This is a genomic window from Streptomyces chengmaiensis (genome assembly GCF_029846775.1).
GTDB lineage: Bacteria > Actinomycetota > Actinomycetes > Streptomycetales > Streptomycetaceae > Streptomyces > Streptomyces chengmaiensis.
In genome coordinates this window covers 1-21,858 of record NZ_JARWBG010000084.1, presented here as the reverse complement: position 1 = coordinate 21,858, position 21,858 = coordinate 1, and the positions used below count along the sequence as shown (strand labels likewise).

16 protein-coding genes and 4 pseudogenes are annotated in these 21,858 nt (G+C 66.0%); 13 read left to right on the top strand and 7 right to left on the bottom strand.

Annotated elements, in window-relative coordinates:
- Positions 1–145, top strand: a pseudogene (locus QCN29_RS37390) (IS256 family transposase); the annotation flags it as partial.
- Positions 146–1,205: 1,060 nt separating this feature from the next.
- On the opposite strand, the gene QCN29_RS34635 reads toward QCN29_RS37390, so the two are convergent.
- Positions 1,206–1,838, bottom strand: a complete 633-nt coding sequence (locus QCN29_RS34635) for a GntR family transcriptional regulator (RefSeq protein WP_279933154.1) — start codon at positions 1,836–1,838, stop codon at positions 1,206–1,208.
- Between the two features lie 234 nt (positions 1,839–2,072).
- Between QCN29_RS34635 and QCN29_RS34630 the strand changes: the two genes are divergently transcribed.
- The 8 genes from QCN29_RS34630 to QCN29_RS34595 all read left to right on the top strand — a co-directional run bounded on the left by QCN29_RS34630 (position 2,073) and on the right by QCN29_RS34595 (position 10,554).
- The gene (locus QCN29_RS34630) at positions 2,073–3,395 is read left to right on the top strand and encodes an ABC transporter substrate-binding protein (RefSeq protein WP_279933153.1); all 1,323 of its coding nucleotides are present in this window, start codon (positions 2,073–2,075) and stop codon (positions 3,393–3,395) included.
- Positions 3,396–3,520: 125 nt separating this feature from the next.
- Entirely contained in the window at positions 3,521–4,402 is an 882-nt protein-coding gene (locus QCN29_RS34625) for a carbohydrate ABC transporter permease (RefSeq protein ID WP_279933151.1), read from the top strand.
- Positions 4,399–5,340 (top strand): carbohydrate ABC transporter permease, encoded by a 942-nt coding sequence (locus QCN29_RS34620; RefSeq protein WP_279933150.1) that lies wholly within the window; start codon positions 4,399–4,401, stop codon positions 5,338–5,340. Before QCN29_RS34625 ends, QCN29_RS34620 begins: the two co-directional genes overlap by 4 nt.
- Before the next feature lie 22 nt (positions 5,341–5,362).
- Complete coding sequence (locus QCN29_RS34615; protein ID WP_279933149.1) at positions 5,363–6,439, top strand: enolase C-terminal domain-like protein; 1,077 nt, start codon at positions 5,363–5,365, stop codon at positions 6,437–6,439.
- A gap of 285 nt (positions 6,440–6,724) precedes the next feature.
- Positions 6,725–7,492 (top strand): (Fe-S)-binding protein, encoded by a 768-nt coding sequence (locus QCN29_RS34610; protein ID WP_279933147.1) that lies wholly within the window; start codon positions 6,725–6,727, stop codon positions 7,490–7,492.
- Positions 7,489–9,027 carry a lactate utilization protein B gene (locus tag QCN29_RS34605; protein ID WP_279933145.1) on the top strand — a complete coding sequence of 513 codons (1,539 nt, stop codon included), beginning with the start codon at positions 7,489–7,491 and terminating at the stop codon, positions 9,025–9,027. The genes QCN29_RS34610 and QCN29_RS34605 overlap by 4 nt, the downstream gene beginning before the upstream one ends.
- A complete protein-coding gene (locus tag QCN29_RS34600) occupies positions 9,024–9,653 on the top strand; it encodes a LutC/YkgG family protein (protein WP_279933143.1) in 630 nt (209 codons plus the stop codon). The genes QCN29_RS34605 and QCN29_RS34600 overlap by 4 nt, the downstream gene beginning before the upstream one ends.
- A gap of 184 nt (positions 9,654–9,837) precedes the next feature.
- Complete coding sequence (locus tag QCN29_RS34595; protein ID WP_279933142.1) at positions 9,838–10,554, top strand: GntR family transcriptional regulator; 717 nt, start codon at positions 9,838–9,840, stop codon at positions 10,552–10,554.
- Positions 10,555–10,598: 44 nt separating this feature from the next.
- Here the strand turns inward: QCN29_RS34595 and QCN29_RS34590 are convergent.
- The 5 genes and pseudogenes from QCN29_RS34590 to QCN29_RS34570 all read right to left on the bottom strand — a co-directional run bounded on the left by QCN29_RS34590 (position 10,599) and on the right by QCN29_RS34570 (position 14,843).
- A pseudogene (locus QCN29_RS34590) lies at positions 10,599–11,432 on the bottom strand (amidohydrolase family protein).
- On the bottom strand, positions 11,429–12,457 hold the full coding sequence (locus QCN29_RS34585) for an aldo/keto reductase (protein WP_279933141.1): 1,029 nt from the start codon (positions 12,455–12,457) through the stop codon (positions 11,429–11,431). The pseudogene QCN29_RS34590 and the gene QCN29_RS34585 overlap by 4 nt, the downstream one beginning before the upstream one ends.
- Positions 12,457–13,212, bottom strand: coding sequence for an SDR family NAD(P)-dependent oxidoreductase (locus QCN29_RS34580; RefSeq protein ID WP_279933140.1), 756 nt, complete (start codon positions 13,210–13,212; stop codon positions 12,457–12,459). The genes QCN29_RS34585 and QCN29_RS34580 overlap by 1 nt, the downstream gene beginning before the upstream one ends.
- A complete protein-coding gene (locus QCN29_RS34575; protein ID WP_398860578.1) occupies positions 13,209–13,379 on the bottom strand; it encodes a hypothetical protein in 171 nt (56 codons plus the stop codon). Before QCN29_RS34575 ends, QCN29_RS34580 begins: the two co-directional genes overlap by 4 nt.
- Before the next feature lie 375 nt (positions 13,380–13,754).
- Positions 13,755–14,843 (bottom strand): mandelate racemase/muconate lactonizing enzyme family protein, encoded by a 1,089-nt coding sequence (locus QCN29_RS34570; protein ID WP_279933139.1) that lies wholly within the window; start codon positions 14,841–14,843, stop codon positions 13,755–13,757.
- Between the two features lie 645 nt (positions 14,844–15,488).
- Between QCN29_RS34570 and QCN29_RS34565 the strand changes: the two genes are divergently transcribed.
- The 4 genes and pseudogenes from QCN29_RS34565 to QCN29_RS34550 all read left to right on the top strand — a co-directional run.
- Positions 15,489–16,358, top strand: a complete 870-nt coding sequence (locus QCN29_RS34565) for a fumarylacetoacetate hydrolase family protein (RefSeq protein ID WP_279933137.1) — start codon at positions 15,489–15,491, stop codon at positions 16,356–16,358.
- A pseudogene (locus QCN29_RS34560) lies at positions 16,355–17,266 on the top strand (enolase C-terminal domain-like protein); the annotation flags it as partial. The gene QCN29_RS34565 and the pseudogene QCN29_RS34560, both read left to right, overlap by 4 nt.
- Before the next feature lie 618 nt (positions 17,267–17,884).
- A complete protein-coding gene (locus QCN29_RS34555) occupies positions 17,885–18,724 on the top strand; it encodes an IS5 family transposase (RefSeq protein ID WP_279933136.1) in 840 nt (279 codons plus the stop codon).
- Positions 18,725–19,126: 402 nt separating this feature from the next.
- Positions 19,127–20,267 (top strand): annotated as a pseudogene (locus QCN29_RS34550) (IS1380 family transposase); the annotation flags it as partial.
- Positions 20,268–20,570: 303 nt separating this feature from the next.
- Here the strand turns inward: QCN29_RS34550 and ltrA are convergent.
- Positions 20,571–21,695, bottom strand: a complete 1,125-nt coding sequence (ltrA, locus tag QCN29_RS34545; RefSeq protein WP_279933134.1) for a group II intron reverse transcriptase/maturase — start codon at positions 21,693–21,695, stop codon at positions 20,571–20,573.
- Positions 21,696–21,858 lie beyond the last annotated feature (163 nt).

Here is a 21,858-nt window from a genome sequence, read left to right as displayed (position 1 = left end):
ACGCCTCACCACCGCCGTGCTCGTGGAGATGCACGACGAATGGATCGCCTTCCCCCGCCGCTATCTCCCCATCGACAGCATGGACAGGCTCTACCCCCAGAACAAAGATCAGATCGATCCGGCTACACCACGACAGGGGACATGACCCAACGCCGACCTCAAACGCGGCCTGCCCCACACTCACCGGGCCAGGAACCAGAGGGAACTCGCCGCCGAAACCCGCCGGTTCTTCCACCGCCGCCAACGCCAACCCCACATCGTGCGCGGATACTTCGGCAGCCGGCACGTCCGTTACATCCTCGACGAGTGAACCCAATGAGTTTCTGATCAATAGCGGCCGGTGACGACACCTACTTCTTGCGCAACACCGGATCTGGAAAATGACTCGACGCAACTTTTGGCGACGAAAGCAGCGTCACAGTCTTCCAATGGGATTGCTTCTACTCTGCCGGTAGCGACCAGGACGTACAACGGTGGGAGTTCAGCCCCACCACCGGCGCCTCCGCCTACCACCTGCTGTTTCACTGGAGCGACGACGACACGCACATGCTCGGCCCGGAGGGTTGGTCGAGCGAGAGCACTCCGAGCGAGGGAACATATCTCGCACAGATGCACGACTACGACAACTCGGACTACTTCACCTTCACGATGAACACCGGCCCATGAACAGCGGACAGGACTGCGGGACCACCGCCACAAGGGCTCTCCGAGCGACTCCAGCAAGGTCGCAGCCGGAGCCCGCCCTCGATACGACAGGCGGCGGTTCGGCGGACAAGAGCCTGATCTCACCGACCACACGCGTAATCGTGGAACGGTCGAGGACAAATTCGAAGACAGTGACCACGGGCTTCGGGGCGGGCGCGATCGCCCCAGTCCCGAGCCCAAACTGCTGTCGGGAGTACGGTCCGAGAGTTTTCCCAGGGTCTGCTGAAGATGGTGGCCCGCGCGTGGCGCCCGGGGGGTGCCTCTTATGCCTTTCGTCAAGCGAGGCGCGGGGGTCGGGGGCGGAGAAGGTGCCATCACGGAGGCGAACAGGACGCTAGAGCGGTGGCGGGCGAGGCGGAGGAGGGCTTGGGTTCGGGGTTTCCCCCGACGCGCTCGGCGATGGGACCGTGATGCGCAAGGCTCCAGCAGCCATCGAGCAGCGGCTGCTGGAGCAGAGCACGGAAACACGAGCGGGCCGCCCGGTTCCGCAGTTCTGGTACTCAGCCGAGTGCCTCCCTCAGCCGATCCAGGCCCGCGGCGAGATGGACGTGCATGGCGCGCGCGGCAGCATCTGGGTCACCCGCACGGATCGCTGAGACGATCGCGCGATGCTCCTCCCAAGCCCTTTCGGCGACCCCACGCCGTCCGTACAGGCTGTACAGACACATCCTGGTCAATGTGAGGCTCAGATTCTCGACGACCACACTGTTACCAGCCTGCTTCGCAATGCTGCAGTGGAAGTCGACGTCCAGTTGAGGCAGCTTGTCCGGCGTCGAATCGTCAGTCACGAGCTGCGTGATCGCATCTGAGTTGCAGAGCGACTCGAGCTCAGCGATCTCAGCGTCGGTCCGGCAACGGGCTGCCCTTGCAGCGGTCGGTGGCTCGATGAGCAGGCGGTATCCGTACAGCTCGGTAATCGTCTTGGAGTCGAGCAGCGTCGATGCGGCGAAGCCTCGGTACGGCGTCTTCTCGACCAGTCCCTCCGACTCCAGACGTGCCAAGGCCTGGCGTACCGGAGTGTTGGACACGTGCAGCTCCCGGGCGAGCTGATCCAGATTGAGTCTCGATCCCGGAGGAATTCGATGGGACATTAGCCCGTCCCTGATGATGTCGTAGACGTCGTCTGCGAGCACGCTCCGTCGAGGCCGTCGCAGCCTTGACTGACTCGATTCCCCGAGATCCTCCGACCTTGATTCCATGCCGTCCCCTCCCGAGCGGAAACACGATCTAGTCGATTCTGACCCGGATCGTGGTGGCGAGATGGTGCGCCTTGACACTGATGCGCCCGGCTCACATGATGCGTTAATCGTATACGAAGTTTCTAGTTCGAAGCATCTGATTTGCCACCGCCCTAGCCTGGAGGACCCGTGAGACCCCAACACTCATCCACCCGCTCGTGGCGGATCGGCGTCACCGCTCTCACCGCAAGCGCACTCGCTCTATCGCTGGCGGCCTGTGGCCCCTCGGACGATTCGTCGAAGCAGACGAAGGATGACCCGAACGCGACCGTCCTTGTCTGGACTGACGCGACCCGTCAGCCGGCGTTCGATGCATTCAAGAAGGCCAACCCCGGCGTCAAGATCAAGATCGAGGTCATCGACCCGACAGCCATCCTCTCCAAGATCCAGCTGGCGAACCGCGTGGGAAGGGGCTGGCCGGACGTCATCTTCGACCCCCTGCCGACTGACGTCGCGGCACTGGCGAGCCCCCTGTTCAAGTTCGCCCAGCCGCTCGACGACCTGGTGCCCAAGAGCGTGCAGGACGGCTTCTCGACCGGGAACAAGGGCTGCAAAGTCGACGGAAAACTCTACTGTCTGCAGAATGACATCGCCCAGGATGTCCTTTGGTACAACAAGCCGAAGATGAAAGAATTCGGGTACTCCGTGCCAACCACGTGGGCGGAATACAAGGCGCTCGGCGAGAAGGTTGCGAGGGATCACCCCGGCTACATCATCGGCGCAGCCGGTGGCACAAACATATACTACGACTACCTCTGGAGTAGCGGCTGCCCGCTCCAGAACGTCAAGTCCAGCACCCAGGTGCAGATCAATACAGCTGACCCGAAGTGCACACGCGTGGCCAAGACCATCGACCCGCTCTTGGCCAACGGTTCCGTCTCCCGCCTCAGCCCATTCGACCCCAAGATCAACAAGATTGCCAAGCAGGGCAAGCTCCTCATGCATCCGGCCGCATCCTGGTTCGGTGAATTCGTCTTCAAGGCGAAGTCGGCCTACGCCTACAAGAACGGCCAGATCGCAGCGGCGCCGATGCCCACCTGGGACGGAGAGAGCACCAACTACTCGGGCGCGCAGGGCGGCGGGATCTACGTCGTCTCGTCACACGCCAAGAACAAGGCGGGTGCTGTCGCCGCGGCGCAGTGGGCAGCGACGAACGAGACCTACCAGACCACCGCGCCAACCTACCCTGCCTACGCGCCGGCCGCCGAGAAGTGGCTGGCCAAGGTAAAGACCGACACGTTCTACGCCGAAGATCCGTCCGCGGCACTGACCGCTGCTGCCACCAAGATCAACCCGGCGTCGGCCCCGACGCGCTACCCCGTCGAGGGTGCGCTCAACTCGACTGTGGTGGCAGCCATCACCGCAGGAAACACGATCGCATCAGCACTGGAAGCGCTGCAGACCCAGCTTGCGGGCTTGGCGTCGTCCTCGGGTTACGAGGTCATTAAGTAACCATGCCTCCGCGTGCGGGAGTAATCCTCCCGCACGCGGAAACCAATGCGGTGGCGGGTCCGCCACAGCAGGGAGGCGATCCCACCCGGGTCGGACAACAGTGAAAGGTTGATTCGATGTCACACGTGGCGCGGAGCGAGCGCAAGAGGACGGTCACGGGATGGCTGTTCGCCACGCCCTACACACTGCTCCTGATGGCGTTCGGTCTCATCCCGACCGTCTACGCGATCTACGAGTCATTTCATTCTCTTGCCGAGCCCGACAAGCTGAGCCTGGCCAATTGGGAGCTGATCTTCAATGACTTCCGGTTCTGGCCTGCCGTGACGAACGTGGGCATCTTCCTGCTCGTCTGGCTCCCCGTCATGATCATTGGAACTCTCGCGCTGGCCCTGCTCCTGCACGAAAAGGTCGGCCGCTTCAGCAGCGGAATGCGTCTGATCTACTTCCTTCCCGGTGCGGTAACAGGATCGGCGGCAGTTCTGGTTTGGTACTTCATGCTCAGCCCGGAGTTGAGCCCCTTCTCCAAGGCTCTTGAAGCGATGGGGATCCAGTCCAACAACGAGATGTTCACGGCGAACCATCTCGCGCCGATCTTCGCGCTCGTGGCCTTCATGACTGGTGTGGGCAACTGGATCGTGATCATGTTCGGCGCCCTGCAGTCGGTACCGCACGAGATCCTGGAGGCCGCCCGGGTCGACGGCGCCGGGCCCATCCGGATCGCCGTGCAGGTCAAGCTCCCTCTGGTGAGCAAGTACGTGGCCTACATGGTCATCCTGTCCTTCGCGTTTGCGCTCCAGATCTTCGTAGAACCGCAGTTGTTCTACAGCATTACCAACGCCGGATCAACGTCGTGGTCCCTGAACCAGCTCAGCTACGCCCTCGCCTTCGCACAGGGCGACTTCGGCCAGGCTGCGACTGTGTCAGTCATGCTGCTCGCCCTGTCCGCCGCAGCAGCACTGTGGCTGGTGTTTCGCACGAAGTTCTTCCAGACCGAGGTGGACGAATGACGATGATGCTCGATCGAGAAACACTCCCTGGCGAAACGCCCCGCCGAGAGCACACACGGCGGCGGCCGACGCTGTCGATCTCGCCCCTTTCAGCTCTCAGGATCATGATCCTTTTCGGCTTCGCGGTCTTCTGCCTGGTCCCGCTCATCTGGCTGGTCTTGGCACCGACGAACACCGATGCCCAACTCCTTGATGGTTCACCCCTATCCTTCGGCTCGTTCGACAGGATGGTGGAGGCTTGGCGCCATCTGACCGACTACAACGACGGCGTCATGTACAACTGGATGCTCAACTCGGTCTATTACACCGTCGTGTCACTCGTCATCAGCGTGGTCGTTGCACTCCTCGCGGGATACGCCCTCGCCACGATGCGCTTCCCCGGGCGCAAGCTCATCCTCCTTGTCACCTTGCTTGCGATGGTGCTCCCCCCCGCCGCGGTCGTGCTGCCGCTGTTCCTGGAGATCAACGCTGTCCAGCTGACAAACACGGCGGCATCAGTGATTCTCCCGGCGGCCTTCTACCCGTTCGGTGTGTATCTGGCGTTCATCTACTTCGCGACTTCCTTGCCGAAGGAGCTCCTCGAGGCTGCGCGCATCGACGGCTGCTCCGAAGTGCGGCTGTTCCTCTCCATCGCCGTACCCGTCGCGAAGCCACTCATCGCGCTGGTGGCGTTCTTCAGCTTCATCGCCAACTGGAACAACTACTTTCTGCCTTACGTCATGCTCTCGGAAGACAGCAAGTACAACCTGCCGGTCGGACTCGGCGCTCTCATGGCCAGCACCCCGGCGCTCCGCCCGCAAGGCGGCACGACCATCCCGATCACCTACCCGGAGGCGGCCATGGCCGGCCTCATCGTGGTCGCGCCTGTCGCCGTGCTGTTCCTGCTCTTCCAGCGCTTCCTGGTACGTGGAATCCTTGCCGGCTCGACCAAGGGCTGACAACACTATCTCTGGAGAAACGATGAAGCTCGTTTCGGTTGACGTCCGACTCGTCGCTGAACCCCCTGTCTCGCCAGCCTTTCAGTGGCGGAACGGCCTGCCAGGCTCTGATTCCTCACATACGGCCGCTTGGCTAGTACTCACGACCGACGACGGCCACCGGGGATACGGCTACTGCCGGCGTGGACTGATCCTCGCCGACGTGGTCGATCGCAGGATCCGCGAGGAACTGGTGGGTGTCGACCCACTGCGGCGTGAGTGGCTGTGGCATCGCCTCTGGGAGCTCGACCGCATCGAGGAATTCCCACTGTACGTCCAAGGGGTCGTCGACGATGCCTTGTGGGACCTCGCCGGCAAGATCGCCGATCTCCCGGTGCACGAGCTCATCGGCTCCTATCGTGACGCGATTCCGGCGTATGCCTCCACCGTCACATTCGGCAGCATCTCCGAGTACCTCGAGGTAGCCGACCAGTGTCTCGAAGTTGGCTACCCGGCAATCAAGCTGCACGCCTGGGGCGATGCCCGAAAGGACGCGAAGCTCTGCACAGCACTCCGCGCACACGTTGGGGACGAGGTGCCGCTGATGTACGACGGGTCTGCCGCCTTTGACCTCAGCGACGCAATCTATCTCGGAAAGGCGCTGAGCGAATCGAACTACGACTGGTACGAAGAGCCCATGCGTGAGTTCAGCGTCACGGCGTACCGCTCACTGGCGGATCGCGTGAGTGTCCCGTTGCTCGTGGCCGAGACCAGCGACGGTGCACACATGAACACGGGAGACTTCATCGCATCCGGGTGTGCCACATCTGTACGAACTGGAAGCACCTTCAAAGGCGGCATCACCGGCGCCCTGCGAATCGCGCACCTAGCCGACTCCTACCTGATGCGCGCGGAAATACATGGGGGCGGACTTCCGAATACCCATCTCTGCATGGCCATCCCCAACACCACCTACTACGAGAGCCTGGTCGACTCCAACCCCGTACGCCGGGCCCCCGAGGTCGACGCCACCGGACACGTTCACGCGCCGAAGGGCCCCGGAATGGGCTACGAGCAGGTGTGGCAGGCCGACGAGCCTCCGATCGCGAACAGGCTCTGACCTCGATCTTTCACAAGGGCTGTCAGCTGCTGGTGGCCTGCTGCGGTTTGGAGATCGGTACACGAACAACACATGCTCCCTGGCCTGCTGGTTCGGCTCGAGCCGGGCAAGCTGGTGTGTGCCGAGCTCGGTGTCACGGGCTTCGAAAAGGTGAAGCTCCCGGTTCTTGAACGCCTCGGCGACGGATCCTACTTGTCTTAAATCGTGGCCACTGGCGATCGTGTCCGCTGTGATCCAGTGTCAGCCTGAGTGAGCAGATACCCTGACTAGCCGTGGAGATCTTTCATGCGCATTGGCCTCTTCGCTACCTGCCTGAGTGACACCCTCTTCCCCGATGCGGTGAAGGCGACGGCGGTCCTGCTCACTCGGCTCGGCCACGAGCTGGTCTTCCCGCCCGGGCAGACCTGCTGTGGCCAGATGCATGTGAACACCGGCTACCAGCGCGAACCCGTACCCCTGGTGCGCAATTTCGCCGAACAGTTCGGTGACCGTGTCATCGACGCCGTCGTGGTGCCTTCCGGCTCGTGCGCCGGCTGTGTGCGCCACCAGCACGAGATCGTCGCCGAGCGATACGGCGACCGCACTCTGCGCGCCGGTGTCGCCGCGGTCAAGGACAAGACGTACGAGCTATCAGAGTTCTTGGTCGACGTCGCCGACACCGTGAACGTCGGAGCGTACTTCCCGCACCGCGTGACCTATCATCCGACCTGCCACTCGCTGCGGATGCTGCGCGTGGGTGACAAGCCGCTGCGGCTGCTGAAGGCCGTGGAGGGAATCGACCTGATCGAACTGCCCGAGGCGGACACCTGCTGCGGCTTCGGCGGCACTTTCGCCGTCAAAAACGCAGCAACCTCCGCGGCCATGCTCACCGACAAGGTGAAGCATGTGACCCACACGGGCGCCGCCGTGTGCACAGCCGGTGATTCATCGTGCCTGATGCACATCGGCGGCGGTCTATCGCGCATCCGCTCGAGGACCCGCACACTGCACCTCGCCCAGATCCTCGCCGCTACCCGCGCCACGCCCTACCAGCTGACGGAGGCCGCACAATGAGCAGCACGTTTCTCGGCATGCCCGCCGCTCCGCCCCGCTCCCCATACGGCCAGGGCCAGCTACGCGGCGCGCGGAAGTTCCCGGAGGCGGCCATAGGTGAGCTGCGCAACGGCCAGCTCCGCGACAACCTCCGCAAGGCGACGCACACGATCCGTGCCAAGCGGCTGGCCGTCACAACGGAACTTCCCGACTGGGAAGAACTACGCGCCGCCGGCTCCGCGATCAAGACCGACACGATGAACCGACTTCCCGAGCTGCTGGAGCAATTGGAGGCCACTGTCACAGCGGCCGGCGGCAGGGTGCATTGGGCGCGGGACGCCGCAGAGGCGAACACGATCGTCACCGATCTCGTCACCGCCACCGGCAGCCGCGAAGTCATCAAGGTCAAGTCGATGGCCACCCAGGAGATCGGTCTCAACGAGCACCTCGCCAACCACGGCCTCACCGCACACGAGACCGACCTCGCTGAACTCATCGTGCAGCTCGCGAATGACCGCCCCTCACACATCCTGGTGCCCGCGATCCACCGCAGCCGGGACGAGATCCGCCGGATCTTCCTCCAAGAGATTCCTGGCGTCGACCCGGAACTGACCTCTGCGCCCGCGGAGCTGGCAGCCGCTGCCCGCGCATATCTGCGCGAGAAGTTCATGACCGTCCCCGTCGCCGTCTCGGGAGCCAACTTCGCCATCGCCGAAACCGGGACCCTTGCCGTTGTCGAATCCGAGGGCAACGGCAGGATGTGCATGACGCTGCCGCGTACCCTGATCACCGTCATGGGCATCGAGAAGGTCCTGCCGCGCTACGCCGACCTGGAGGTCTTCCTCCAACTGTTGCCGCGTTCCTCCACCGGTGAGCGAATGAACCCCTACACCTCCCTGTGGACGGGAGTGGCACCGGGCGACGGACCGCAGGACTTCCACCTGGTCCTGCTCGACAACGGCCGTACAGCCGCGCTAGCCGACCCCGTGGGCCGACAAGCCCTCAACTGCATACGCTGCTCGGCCTGCCTCAACGTTTGTCCGGTGTACGAACGGGTCGGCGGCCACGCTTACGGCTCGACCTACCCCGGGCCGATCGGAGCCGTACTCACCCCTCAACTCGCGGGTATGCACGCGGCGAAGAACGACGCCAACTCCTCACTGCCCTACGCCTCCACGCTCTGCGGCGCCTGCTATGACGCCTGTCCCGTGAAGATCGACATCCCGTCACTGCTGGTCGAACTGCGCCACCAGAACACTGAGCAGACCGGCCAGACCATCGAGCAGCTCGCCATGAAGGCAGCCGCAGCAGTCATGGGCTGGCCGAAGCTGTATACGACGGCGCAGAAGGTCTCCCGGCTCGGCCGGATCGCCGCTGGGCGGGATGGAAAGATCTCCCACCTGCCACCGCCCTTCAACGCCTGGAGCGACAGCCGCGACACCCCAGCACCGCCTCGGCACACCTTCCGCGAATGGTACGCCTCCGAGGAGGGCCGACGCGCCCTCGCCGACGCCGCCCGGAGCGGCCCACACGACGCTGACAAGGAGAAGCGATGAGCGCACGCGAGGTGGTGCTCGGGCGCATACGGGACGCGCTGGCGCTCGCCCCACTGCCGGCCGTCACGGTGGAACGTGCCTACCGGCGGGGGCGCATCCTCCCCGACCAAGAGCGACTGGAGCTGTTCACGGACCGGCTCCTCGACTACAAGGCACAGGTGCGGACATGTACCGCCAGCAAGACGGCCGCGACCCTCGCGGAAGTCCTCGCCGATCTCGGCGCCCGCCGGATCGGTGTGCCCGCAGCCCTCGACCGGTCCTGGCTCACCAGCTGGGGCGGCACCGTCGAGGAGGACTGTGCCGACGTGTCGGCCACCCATCTAGAGGCCCTCGACGCGGTCGTGACGGCCTCGGCGGTAAGTTGCGCGGAGACAGGGACGATCTTTCTCGATGGCTCGCCCGACCAGGGCCGCCGCGCGCTGTCCCTCATCCCCGACGTACACGTTTGCGTGGTGGATCTCTCCTCGGTCGCCCCGGGTATCCCGGAGGCGCTCGCCCTACTCGGCCCAGAGCGGCCGACGACCCTGATCAGCGGGCCGTCCGCCACGTCCGACGTCGAACTTGAGCGAGTGGAGGGTGTGCACGGCCCGCGCACCCTCGTGGTGGTCGTTCGCACGGATGTGTGAAAGGGGAACCGACTGGACGAACGTGTCCGGAGCAGGCCCCGGCGTCCTCGTCACGGCGATACCGCGAGCGGTCGGGCTCCTGTCTCGGAAGCTCGGCTTCGCTGCTGACCGCAGCGCTTCGACATGCCATCCCGGCTCGCTAAACTGACGGTGGCCCTAACACCCGTAGCACAAGGAGGCCCGGATGCCCGCACACGACCCGCCCGTCTCCAACGACGTGGCCGGGACGAGCGGGCTGTCCGCGACGCCGGTCCGTCAAGCGCTGTCCGACAGCGTTTACGAGGACATCAAAGCCATGGTCATGGACCATGAGATCGCTCCGGGGGCTCGCGTCAGCATCGAAGCCCTGGCCCGTACGCTCACTGTCTCACCGACCCCTGTTCGCGAGGCGCTGGCACGGCTGGAGGCCGACGGTCTTGTCATCAAGCGTTCCCTGTCCGGCTACCGGGCGACCGAGTTGCTGACCCGGCAGGGGTTGGAGGAGCTGTTCGAGATGCGGCTGCTCTTGGAGCCGCGAGCCGCGGCGCTGGCCGCCCTCCACGCCGATGAGTCCCAACTCGACTCCATCGAGGCCATCCTGGAGGAAATGCAGTCCCACTCCGGCCCCACCGGGCCGTACGCTGCATACCGCGACTTCGCCGCTCTGGACCAGCGCTTCCACAACGCTGTCGCGGAGGCCGCGCATCGGCCCTTGCTTTCGGACGCGGTAGAGCGGCTCCACTCGCATCTGAACATCTTCCGCCTCAGCAGCCTCGAGGGGTCGGGCGACCCGACCCTGGCGGAGCACGAGCGCGTGGTACGCGCGATACTGCGCCGCAGGGCCGAGCGTGCCGCCGAGGCGATGGCGGAGCATCTCACTCGCAGTCTGGAGCGCCAACTCGGCCGGTTCGAAGAAGAGTGACGGTGAGCAACCGGGCCGGCGACCCGCCGCGGATCACCCTGCGCCTACGCCGGCAGCCTGTAGACGCGCCGAGCGGTACCAGCCCACACCTCGCCCTGCTCGGTTGCGGTGAGCGCGGCGGTCAGCTCTCGGGTGGAGGCCACGATCTCGCCGTAGCCCGCGGCGAAGGGTGCTCACCGGCCAGGCAGAGCCGAACATCAGCCGCCGGGGACCGAAGGCGGCGATCACAGTGTTGGCGTACGTCGTGAGGTCGTCGACCGTCCACGACCGCCAGTCGGCCTCGGTCACCATGCCGGAGAGCTTGCACACCGTGTGCGGCAGGGCGGCCAGTTCACGCACATGCCCCGACCACGGTTCGCGCAGCCCGGACACGATCGGTGGCTTGCCCAGATGATCGAGTACGAATGTGACGAGCACGGCGGCGGCAGCTCGTCGCCCCCTGCAGCTGGTGCGGCAGGGACGATGAGATCGGTACGAGTCCGGCCGCCGCGACCGCGCGCAGGCCGCGCAGTACCTCCCGGCCGGGTCAGCCAGGCGGCTCGGGTTCCGACTGAACCTGGTGGCGGAAACCGCGCAGAAACCCGCCGCCGGGCAGCGACCCGCCGCCTGCCCAGTTCGTCGGCGACACCCGGCGCCGTCAGATCGGTCCACCCCACACCTCGATCACGTCACTGTCCGCGGCCAGCGCCACAAACTCCGGCGTCTCCTCGGTCACGGTGACCTTCTGCACCAGCACCGCAGCCACGACCCCGGAATCCTGGGTTTCCGCCTAGAGGTCCGCGGGTATGAAGGAGCGGGGCGAGTTCGGGGCCGGTGATCCACTCCTGGTCGCGTATAGCGCGGCCCCATAGGTGATGGTGGACATCGATGAAGGTCATGGCACTCTTTCTGGGGGCACTGGTACGCCGCCGGGCAGCAGGCCCTGCGCCCGCAGGCCTTCCCACATGGCGGCGGCCATGGGTCCGCGAAACTGCTCTGCCGCGTCGCGGACCTGGGAGGCCGACCGCGCCCCGACAAGGACGGAGGCGACCGCCGGATGCCCGAAGGGGAAGCGGAGTGCGGCGGCACGCAGTGGCACCCCATGCGACTCGGTGATGTCGCGCATCCGTACGGCCCGCTGCAGGAGGTCCTCGGGGACCGCGGCGTAGTCGTACGTAGCACCCGATGTGGGGTCGGCCAGCAGTCCGGAGTTGAACACGCCGCCGATGATCACGCTCTTGCCCGTTGCTGCCGCGGCAGGCAGCAGCGCATCCAGTGCGCCCTGGTCGAGGAGCGTGTAGCGCCCGGCACACAGCACCGCATCGACGTCCGTCTCCGTCAGAAACCGGGCCAGCATCCGACTCTGGTTCATCCCCGCGCCGATCGCGCGGATAACTCCCTGCGACCGCAGCTCCTCCAATGCCGGATACGCCTCCCGGAACGCCTGTTCCTCATGGTCGTCGGGATCGTGCAAGAGAACGAGGTCGACGCGGTCGAGTCCGAGACGGGTGAGGCTATCCTCCAGCGAGCGGCGTACGCCGTCGGCGCTGAAGTCCCACCGGCGCCGGTGGGTGGCTGGTACGGCGAAGCCGTTGGCCCGGTCGTCTCCAACGCCGTCGTGAGGAATGAGCACTCTGCCTACCTTGGTGGACAGGGTGAAGCTGTCCCGGGGCCTGGTGCGCAGGACTGCTCCGAGCCTGCGTTCCGACAGGCCGAGGCCGTAGTGCGGGGCGGTGTCGAAGTAGCGGATGCCCGCTTCCCAAGCGGCTTCCACGGCAGCCGCTGCCTCGTCCTCGCCGACGTCCTCGTAGAGCCCGGCGACGGCGGCGGCGCCGAAGCCAAGGGCGGTGACGGAGACGCCACTGCAGCCGAGGGTCCGGCTCGGCAGGGCGGCCGGGCCGGACCCGTTCGTGTCCAGTTCCATCACTGCCTCTCCGGTCGCAGCCGCAGGCCCTGCATCCCGCCGTCCACCGCGAGCGCGATCCCCGTGATCGAGGCGGCGGCAGGGCTTGCCAGATATGCCACCGCAGCGGCGACCTCGTGGGCGGTGACCAGACGGCCCATGGGTTGGCGGGCGTTAAGCGCCGCCCGCTCGGAGGCCGGGTCGGCTGCCTGGTCGAGGAGACGGTCCACCCAGGGCGTTTCCGTTGTGCCGGGGTTCACGCAGTTGACGCGGATACCCTCGCGGACGTGGTCCGCCGCCATGGCCAGGGTGAGCGAGTGTACGGCGCCCTTGCTGGCGCTGTACAGGGCTCGTTGCGGCAGCCCGGCGGTGGCAGCGATCGAGCAGGTGTTGACGACGGCCGCGTGTGCGGAGGCGCGCAGGTGAGGTAGGGCCGCCCGGGTGGTGCGGACGATGCCGAGGACGTTCACGTCCAGGACGCGGTGCCACTGCGCGTCGTCGTTGTCTTCGACCGTCCCCGCGGCGCCGATACCGGCGTTGTTGACCAGGATGTCGATGCCGCCGAGGTCGGCGGCGGCGGCGGCGACTGCAGACCGTACGGAGGAGTCGTCGGACACGTCAGCGGCGTATCCACGCATGGGCTTGTCCACCGACGAGGGATCAAGATCGAGTACGGCGACGTTCGCTCCACGTGCAGCCAGTAGTTCGGCGGTGGCCCTCCCGATACCGGAGGCACCACCGGTCACCAGGGCCCTGAGGCCTGACATTTCGCTCATGAGTTCGTGCCATTCGTGTGTTTGGCGAGGGTCAGCTGCCCAGAGCGCACACCGCCGGTGGCCAGGGCTGGGCCGTCGATGTCGCCGCTCAGGCCGGTGAGGTCGTAGGTGCATCCGTCATCGGCGGGGCGCTCGGCGCCCGGGGCGCCGAGGCGCAGTAGTTTCATATGGTTCTCCTTGCGGTCGTGGTGCGCGGGCACCGCGGGGCGGTCCGCGTGGGCCGGGTTGTCCGCACGCCGGCCCTGCGGCCCTGTTCCAGGAGGAAGACCTGCTCCACTGCGGCTCGCCACTGGGCGAGGCTTCGTCGACGGGCTGCTGGCAGGGAACGGTGGGCTGCCACCAGTCCTGGGTTGCTGTGTCATCCTGGCAACCCGCTCCATGACATGCGGCTCTTCGCGGGCGTGGCCGAGATTGTGCGGTCGTGAATCAGGCGGGTGATCCTCTCACTCATCCGGTTCTCGTCGTGGTTGTGTCCACCTCGCCGCAGATGCAGTGATCGTGGCGGGGCGATTGGTCTTGCCGTCGGGTGGGGGCTGCCGTTTTCAGGACACTCTCCGGTCGTCGATGGCGTCCATGTTCCAGTCAATGCCGATGCCGGGCTCGTCCGGGGCTACGGCCCGGCCGTCGCGCAGGACCAGTTCGGTGCGGGTCACGGCACGCAGCTGCGGGATGTACTCGACGTACGCACCGTTGGCGACCGCGGCGACAAGGCTGACGTGCAGTTCCATCAGGAAGTGCGGGCAGACCTTGACGTTGAAGGTCTCCGCCAGGTGGGCGACCTTCAGCCACGGGGTGATACCGCCGACGCGGGCGACGTCGACCTGCACGACGGAGGCACCGCCGGCCTCCAGGTAGGTGCGGAACTGCATCGGCGAGTACATCGACTCACCGACCGCAATCGGGATCCTGGTCGAACGGGCGAGCCGTGCGTGGCCGCGGATGTCGTCCGCGGGCATGGGTTCCTCGAGCCAGTATGGGTCGTAGGGTTCGAGGGCGGCGGCGAGCTGCAGGGCGGACGACAGCGACTGCGACCCGTTGGCGTCCGTCATGATGTGAAGGTATGGCCCGACGGCCTCCCGGACCGCGCGCAGGCGCTCCTCGTCGTCGGCGATATGCGGCTTGCCCACCTTGATCTTGACCCCGGAGAACTGCGCGTCCTGCGCCGCGAGGGCCGACTTGACCAGGTCCTCGATGCCGAGGTGGAGCCAGCCCCCCTCTGTGTCGTAAACGGGTATCTCCTGGCGGTGGCCGCCGGCCAGCCTCCACAGCGGCTCGCCCGCCCGCTTGCAACGCAAATCCCACAGGGCCGTGTCGACCGCGGCGAGCGCGAGCGAGGTGATGGCTCCCGTGGTCGTGGCACGGGTCAGACCGAACAGCTCCTGCCAGATCCCCTCGATGTTGCGGGCATCCTTCCCGGCCAGAAGCGGCAGAAGGTGATCGCGCAGCAGAGCCAGAACAGACGTACCGCCGGTACCGATCGTGTACGCGTAGCCGGTACCTTCCATGCCGTCCGCCGTGGCCAGGTGGACGAGAATCGTCTCTTGCTTGACGAACGACTGCACCGCATCAGTGCGATCCGTCTCCACCGCGATATCAGCCAGCAGGGCCGTGGCGTTGGTGATGATGCTCATTCGTTGTGTGCCAGCCTTTCGTGGTCCGTGCCCAGAATCTCGGCCGCAAGAGAGGAACTTGCGGGTGAATTTCGACGACCAAGGAGCCCGAGTCGGTGATGTGACGGGACTGTTTCACAGGGATGCTTGGTCTGCGGCAGGCGAGCGTTTTGAGCGTGGAGGCCGCCGGGGGCGGGGCGAGGGGGCCTCGGCCCGACAGTGCGGATCCACTCGCCGGGTCACGATCATTACCTCACATGTATCACATAGGATCTACCTCTCGTGATGGTGCGGGCGAGTGGATCGCCTCGTCAAGGCCTGCGTGGTGACTAGCTCGGGGATTTTTATGGACGAGGGGGATCGCTGCGCACTATAGGGCTGCTGACAGGCCACGATCCGGGCAAGGACTGGCGGAAACGAAGGGCGGAGCGTCGAACTGGAAGCGCCGGGTGGTGAAGCCACCCTCGCTGACGTAGGCTACCCACCATCCAGTAGATCCTATAGGAAATTGCTCATGTGGGTTGCGTGTCGGCGGACGGACGACCGCGGCGGATGGTCTCCCAGGCATCGAGGGGCCCACCGTCGCGCTCGTGTCCCCTGCAAAGGACGCACGACTCCATCGTTGCGGCAATCTTCCCCGTTCTAGCTCTTTGGAGGTTGTGGACTGTGAAACTGCTACGCATCGGAGCTCCCGGGGCTGAACGGCCGGTCCTGCTGGAGATCGCCAACGACGGTCACGAGCGGTACCTCAACCTGAGCGACATCGCGGAAGACATCGATGGACCGTTCCTCGCCTCGGGTGGACTCGATCGAGTGAGAGCGGCTCTGGCCGAGGGCTCCCTCCCCGAGCTGACGCCCCCCGCCGGAGGCTGGCGTCTCGGCGCCCCGGTAGCCCGCCCGGGGAAGGTCGTTTGCATTGGTCTGAACTACCGCGATCACGCCGAGGAGACTGGGGCAGCCATCCCCCAGCGGCCGGTGGTGTTCATGAAGGACCCCGGCACCGTCGTCGGCCCTTACGACGCGGTGCTGATCCCGCGCGGCTCGGTGAAGGCCGACTGGGAAGTCGAGCTCGCCGTCGTGATCGGTCGCCGCGCCCGCTACCTCGACTCAAGCGAGGAGGCCCTGGCCTGCGTTGCCGGGTACGCGATCAGCAACGACGTCTCCGAGCGTGAGTTCCAACTGGAGTTCTCCAGCCAGTGGGACCTGGGCAAGTCCTGCGAGACCTTCAACCCGCTCGGGCCCTGGCTGGTCACCCCCGACGAGGTCGGCGACCCCCAGGATCTCGGCCTACGGCTATCCGTGGACGGCGTCCCACGTCAGAACGGCCACACCAAGAACATGATCTTCGACGTCGCCGAGATCGTCCGCTACCTCAGCCAGTACCTGGTCCTGGAACCCGGCGACGTCGTCAACACCGGCACCCCGGCCGGCGTCGCCCTGGGCCTGCCCGACCAACCCTATCTGCGCCCCGGCCAGACCGTAGAGCTGGGGATCGACCGCCTCGGCACCCAACGCCAGCTCTTCACCGACGCATGAGAAGCACTCAGTTGTCGACTCCCCTGCCTCCGGACACCGCGCGGATCACCGCCCTCGACACCTACGACATCTGCTTCCCTACCTCGCGCGAGCTGGACGGCTCGAACGCGACTAACCCCGACCCGGACTACTCCGCCGCCTACCTGGTGCTACGCACCAACGCGGGCAATGGCTTGGAGGGCCACGGGTTCACCTTCACCATCGGGCGCGGCAACGATGTCCAAGTAGCCGCGATCGAGTCGCTGCGCTCGTATGTCATCGGCCGCCCACTCACCGAGGTCTGCGCCGACCCGGGTTCTGTGTACCGCGACCTGAATGGCAACAGCCAGCTGCGCTGGCTCGGTCCGGAGAAGGGGGTGATGCACATGGCGGTCGGCGCCGTGGTCAACGCCGTGTGGGATCTGGCCGCCAAGCGGGAGGGCAAGCCGCTGTGGCGGCTCCTCGCGGACGCCGATTTGAAGTGGCTGGTCTCCCAGGTCGACTTCCGATATATCGCTGACGCCCTCACCCCTGAGCAGGCACTGGAGCTGCTGCAGCGCGGCAGGGAGGGCGCGGCGGAACGCGCGGCCGAGCTGTCCCAACGCGGCTACCCCGCCTACACCACCTCGCCAGGATGGCTCGGCTACTCCGACGAGAAACTCGTCCGTCTCGCCAGCCAGGCGCTCGCCGACGGCTTCCGCCAGATCAAGCTCAAGGTCGGCGCCGACCTGCAGGGCGACATCCGCCGCTGCCGCATTGCGCGCGCCACCATCGGACGGGACGTTCGGATGGCCATCGACGCCAACCAGCGCTGGAACGTAGACGAGGCTGTCGCCTGGCCCAGCGCTCTCGCCGAGTTCGACCCATACTGGATCGAAGAGCCGACGAGCCCGGACGGCGTGCTCGGCCACGCTGGGCAGCAGTCCGCGACGCGCCAGCCGGGTAAGTCGGGCAGGACCTGGCTGTCGTGGGTGGTGGCCGCGGTGGTGGCCACGTCCGTGATCACGTTGGGGGCGTCGGGAGCACAGGTCTCGGTCAGATGAGCGGCGAACCCCTTCCATCCGATGATGTGTCCGTGCCGAACCCAGCAGCCTCGTTCCCCTCACCGTGGCAGAGATCCGCAGACTCCTGGACGCTTTCCTGCCCCACCCCGGACCCCACCACAACCAACGCCAACACACACTGAACTGGTCCCAATCACGCAGACGCCACCAGGCCACCGCCCGACACTGCCACTACCAACGAAGAACCAGCTCAGGACACAAAATCTCACTGGAGTNACGAAGAACCAGCTCAGGACACAAAATCTCACTGGAGTACTAAGTGGGCGTTCACGTAGGGTTCTTCCGCTATGCGAGCTTTGCCCGTGCCCCAGTTTGAGCGCCTCTGCCTGGTAGGAGGCGTACACCCCCGCCTGGATCACGAACCTGCCTGCCCGTCTCGTTCACTTCCATGACTTGAAGTCCGTCTGGTTTGAAGACGCCCCAGAACCGCCCGACAGTCGGCGGAACCACATCCTCCGGGCGCGGCCATGATCACGCTGTGCCGTGAGCGACCGCAAGCCCTACCCCAGCGACCTATCCGATGCCCGATGGGCCCTGATCGAGCCGACGCTGACAGCCTGGCGAAACGCCCGGCTCGAGCGCAGACCCACAGGACAGCCGGCCAAAGTCGAGTTACGCGACGTGTTCGACGCGATCCTCTACATCAACCGCACGGGAATCCCCTGGAAATACCTTCCCCACGACTTCCCCGGACACGGCACCGTCTACTTCTACTACGCCGCCTGGCGCGACGAGGGAATCTTCGCCCAGCTCAACTACGACCTGACCGGCCTGGCCCGCGTCAAAGAAGGCCGCAAGCCCGAGCCGACCGCCTCGGTCATCGACACCCAGAGCATCAAGACCTCCACCAACGTACCCCTGACCAGCCAGGGAACCGACGCCGCAAAGAAGATCGTCGGACGCAAGCGGGGCATCCTGACCGACACCATCGGCCTCATCCTCGCCGTGACAGTCGCCGGCGCCGGCCTCTCCGAGAACGCCATGGGAATACGCCTCCTCGACCAGGCGAAAGAGACCTACCCGACGATCGCGAAAAGCTGGGTCGACACCGGCTTCAAGAACGCCGTCATCGAGCACGGCGCCAAGCTCGGAATCGACGTCGAAGTCGTCAACCGCAACCCCGAAAAGCGCGGCTTCCACGTCGTGAAAAGACGCTGGGTAGTAGAGCGGAGCATCGGATGGATCATGATGCACCGCCGCCTCGCCCGCGACTACGAGGCCCTCACCACCAGCTCCGAAGCCATGATCCACATCGCCTCCATCGACAACCTCAGCAAACGCATAACGGACGAGACCACACCAACCTGGCGAGGAACCTACTAGGGCATAAGCGGCAATCCACCTAGATCAAACGCCCACTAAGAGCGGCCAGCGTCTGTTCGCTGCCCCGCGCGCCAGCCGCGCAGACGCAGACTCGCTCTGGTTCTCCTGACCCCCGCCTTGCTTCCGGTGCGGCCCTGGACCAACGGGCTGTCCGGCTCCGGCCGGACAGCCCGTCCACAAGGACTTTCAGTAGCCCCTGTTAACCTCGCGCTTTCATGAAGCAGGCTGTCCGACAGGCGGTCAGGTAAGCGAAAAGTGCCTCTGACCAGCGAGAATGAGGATTGCTGAGGNCATGAAGCAGGCTGTCCGACAGGCGGTCAGGTAAGCGAAAAGTGCCTCTGACCAGCGAGAATGAGGATTGCTGAGGCCCTTGTTCCCGCCCCTGTCGGAGGCACTTTCCAGGTGAAGAAGCGTATCGGGTCCTACCCACGTGTCCGTACCGAAGGCGGCGGCCGCGGGGTGGTCTCCCAGGCCGGCGGTGTGCTGCTGCTGGAGACGATCCGCAAGTCCGGTCTGGATCAGGCGATATCCACGGCACTGGCGCCCTGGCGGAAGTCCCGCGCTGTGCACGATCCCGGCAAGACGGTGCTGGATCTCGCGCTCGCGGTCGCGCTGGGCGGAGACTGCCCGGCAGACGTCGGCACGCTGCGGGCCGAACCTGCCGTCTTCGGCCCGGTCGCCTCCGACCCGACCGTCTCCCGCCTGATCGACACCCTCGCAGCCTCCGGCGAGAAAGCCTTGCAGGCCATCCGGTCCGCACGGTCCGAAGTCCGGCAGCGGGTCTGGTCGTTGGCCGGGGGTAATGCCCCGGCCGCCGACGGAAAGGTCACGGTCGACCTCGACGGCGTCCTGGTGGTCGCGCACTCCGACAAAGAGGACGCGGCCGCGACCTGGAAGAAGNTTCGTCGACCACGGCCCGGGCGGAACCGGAGAGCCGGTCGCCGCTCTGCTCAGACCGGGCAATGCGGGCTCGAACACGGCCGCCGACCACATCACCACCGCCCGCCTCGCCCTGGCCCAGCTGCCGAAGAAGTACCGGCGCGGACGGCAGACGCTGATCCGCACCGACTCGGGCGGGGGCGCCCACGAGTTCGTCGACTGGCTGTCCGCCCGCGGCCGGTGGCTGTCCTACTCGGTCGGCATGACCATCACCGATGCCATCCACCAGGCAGTCTTGAAAGTCCCGGCATCGGCCTGGACGCCGGCCGTCGAGCCCGACGGCGAGATCCGTGACGGAGCCTGGGTGGCCGAGCTCGACGGCGATGTCCTCACCGGCTGGCCGAAAGGGATGCGGCTGATCATCCGCAAGGAACGACCGCACCCCGGTGCCCAGTTGAGGATCACCGACGCGGACGGCATGCGGATCACCTGCTTCGCCACCAACACTCCCGACCGGCCGATCGCCGAGCTCGAGCTCCGCCACCGACTGCGGGCCCGGGCCGAGGACCGCATCCGGGCCGCCCGCGCGACCGGACTGCGCAACCTGCCCCTGCACCACACCGCCCAGAACAAGGTCTGGCTGGAGATCGTCCAGATCGCCCTCNCTGATCACCGAAGCCCTGCAACGACTCGCGGCCCTGCCGAACCCCGGCTGACCAACAGCATCCCGTCCCGACGAGCAGCACCACCCGACCGGAGCCGTGGAACCCGGCGCCCACCCGACGCGACAGCCGGACTGCCAGCATGCCCACCTGCACAAAAGGCCACCGCGAACGAGCGAAAGGATCCGTCAGCAAACTGACGGACCCTCATGTAGGGTCGGGGGCTGGCGCGGTGGCGGAGTACGTCCGCTCCGTTTCCAGCCCCCGCCGCATCGAACCGTGCGTGCGGTTCTCCCGCACACGGCTCACCGACGCCGTTCACCACCGGCATTCGGCCTGCCCCGCCAGTCCCGGAAGGGTCTGGGTGCGACGACGGTCCCGTGCAGAGCAACCAGCCCCAGCGAGTCGGCGGAGGCAAACGCCACCACCGACCAGCCGAATCTTCGGCTGCGCCGATGCTTCTTGGCGAGGAACCCGCCGATCCGCATCCGCGCATAGGAGCCGATCTGGTCGAAGCGGTGGGCCGAGTTCCCGAAGCGGAAGTACGCGCCCCACCCGCGAAGGAACGCATTCACGTCCTCCACGATCACCTTGACCGGCAGCAACAGCCTGCGCCGGTCCGTGAGTTCACGGATCCGGTCACGAGCGTGCTGCACCGCCCTGTCCGAAGGCCAGCGAGCGAGGAAAGCGATCGGACGCCGCCCGCCGCGCGGCCGGGAGGTGACCCACCGGTGATGGAAGCCGAGGAAATCCACTCCCTCGCCTCCGACCTGCAGGTGCACAATCCTGGTCTTGGCCGCCTTCGGCTCCAGGCCGAGCTCGGCCAGCAGGTCCTTCAACCGCCCAAGGGCGGCTTCGGCCTGCTCGCGGGTAGCGCACATCACCACAGCATCGTCGGCATAGCGCACCAGCACCCCGTGACGGCGCACGTCCCATACCCGGTCCAGCCGGTGCAGATAGACGTTGCACATCAACGGTGAAACAACCCCACCTTGTGGGGTTCCGGTCACCGGCCGACGGACCTGCCCGTCCTCCATCACCCCGGCCCGCAGCATCGCGCGCAAGAGCTTGAGGACCGACCGGTCGCAGATGCGTTCCTCGACCGCCTGCATCAACTTCTCGTGCGGAATCGCCTCGAAGCAGTTGGCGATGTCCGTCTCCACCACCCAGCGCCTGCCCCGCCATGCCTCGTCCACGAGGACCTGGAGGGCATCGTGCGCCCCGCGCCTGGGCCTGAACCCAAACGAGCACGGGAGCATATCGGCTTCGAAGACCGGCTCGAGCACGATCTTCAGCGCCGCCTGCACGATGCGGTCACGAACAGAAGGAATCGACAGCGGCCTCTGCTCCGCAGTAGAGCCGGGTTTCGGAATGAACACCCGGCGCGCGGGCCGCGGACGCCAGCGGCCTTCCTTCAGCTCAGTGGCCAACTGTCGACGATCGCGTAATTCCCCAGGGGTGTGGTCACGTAATTCCCCACCCCCTGGGGCGAGGGGCGGTCACTTGACCGTGGGGTCCTTCGGGTCGATGGGGCCCTTCGGCCGCTTGTTCGGTCGGTAACTGGGGCCGTTCATGATGACCTGGTGGCTGGCG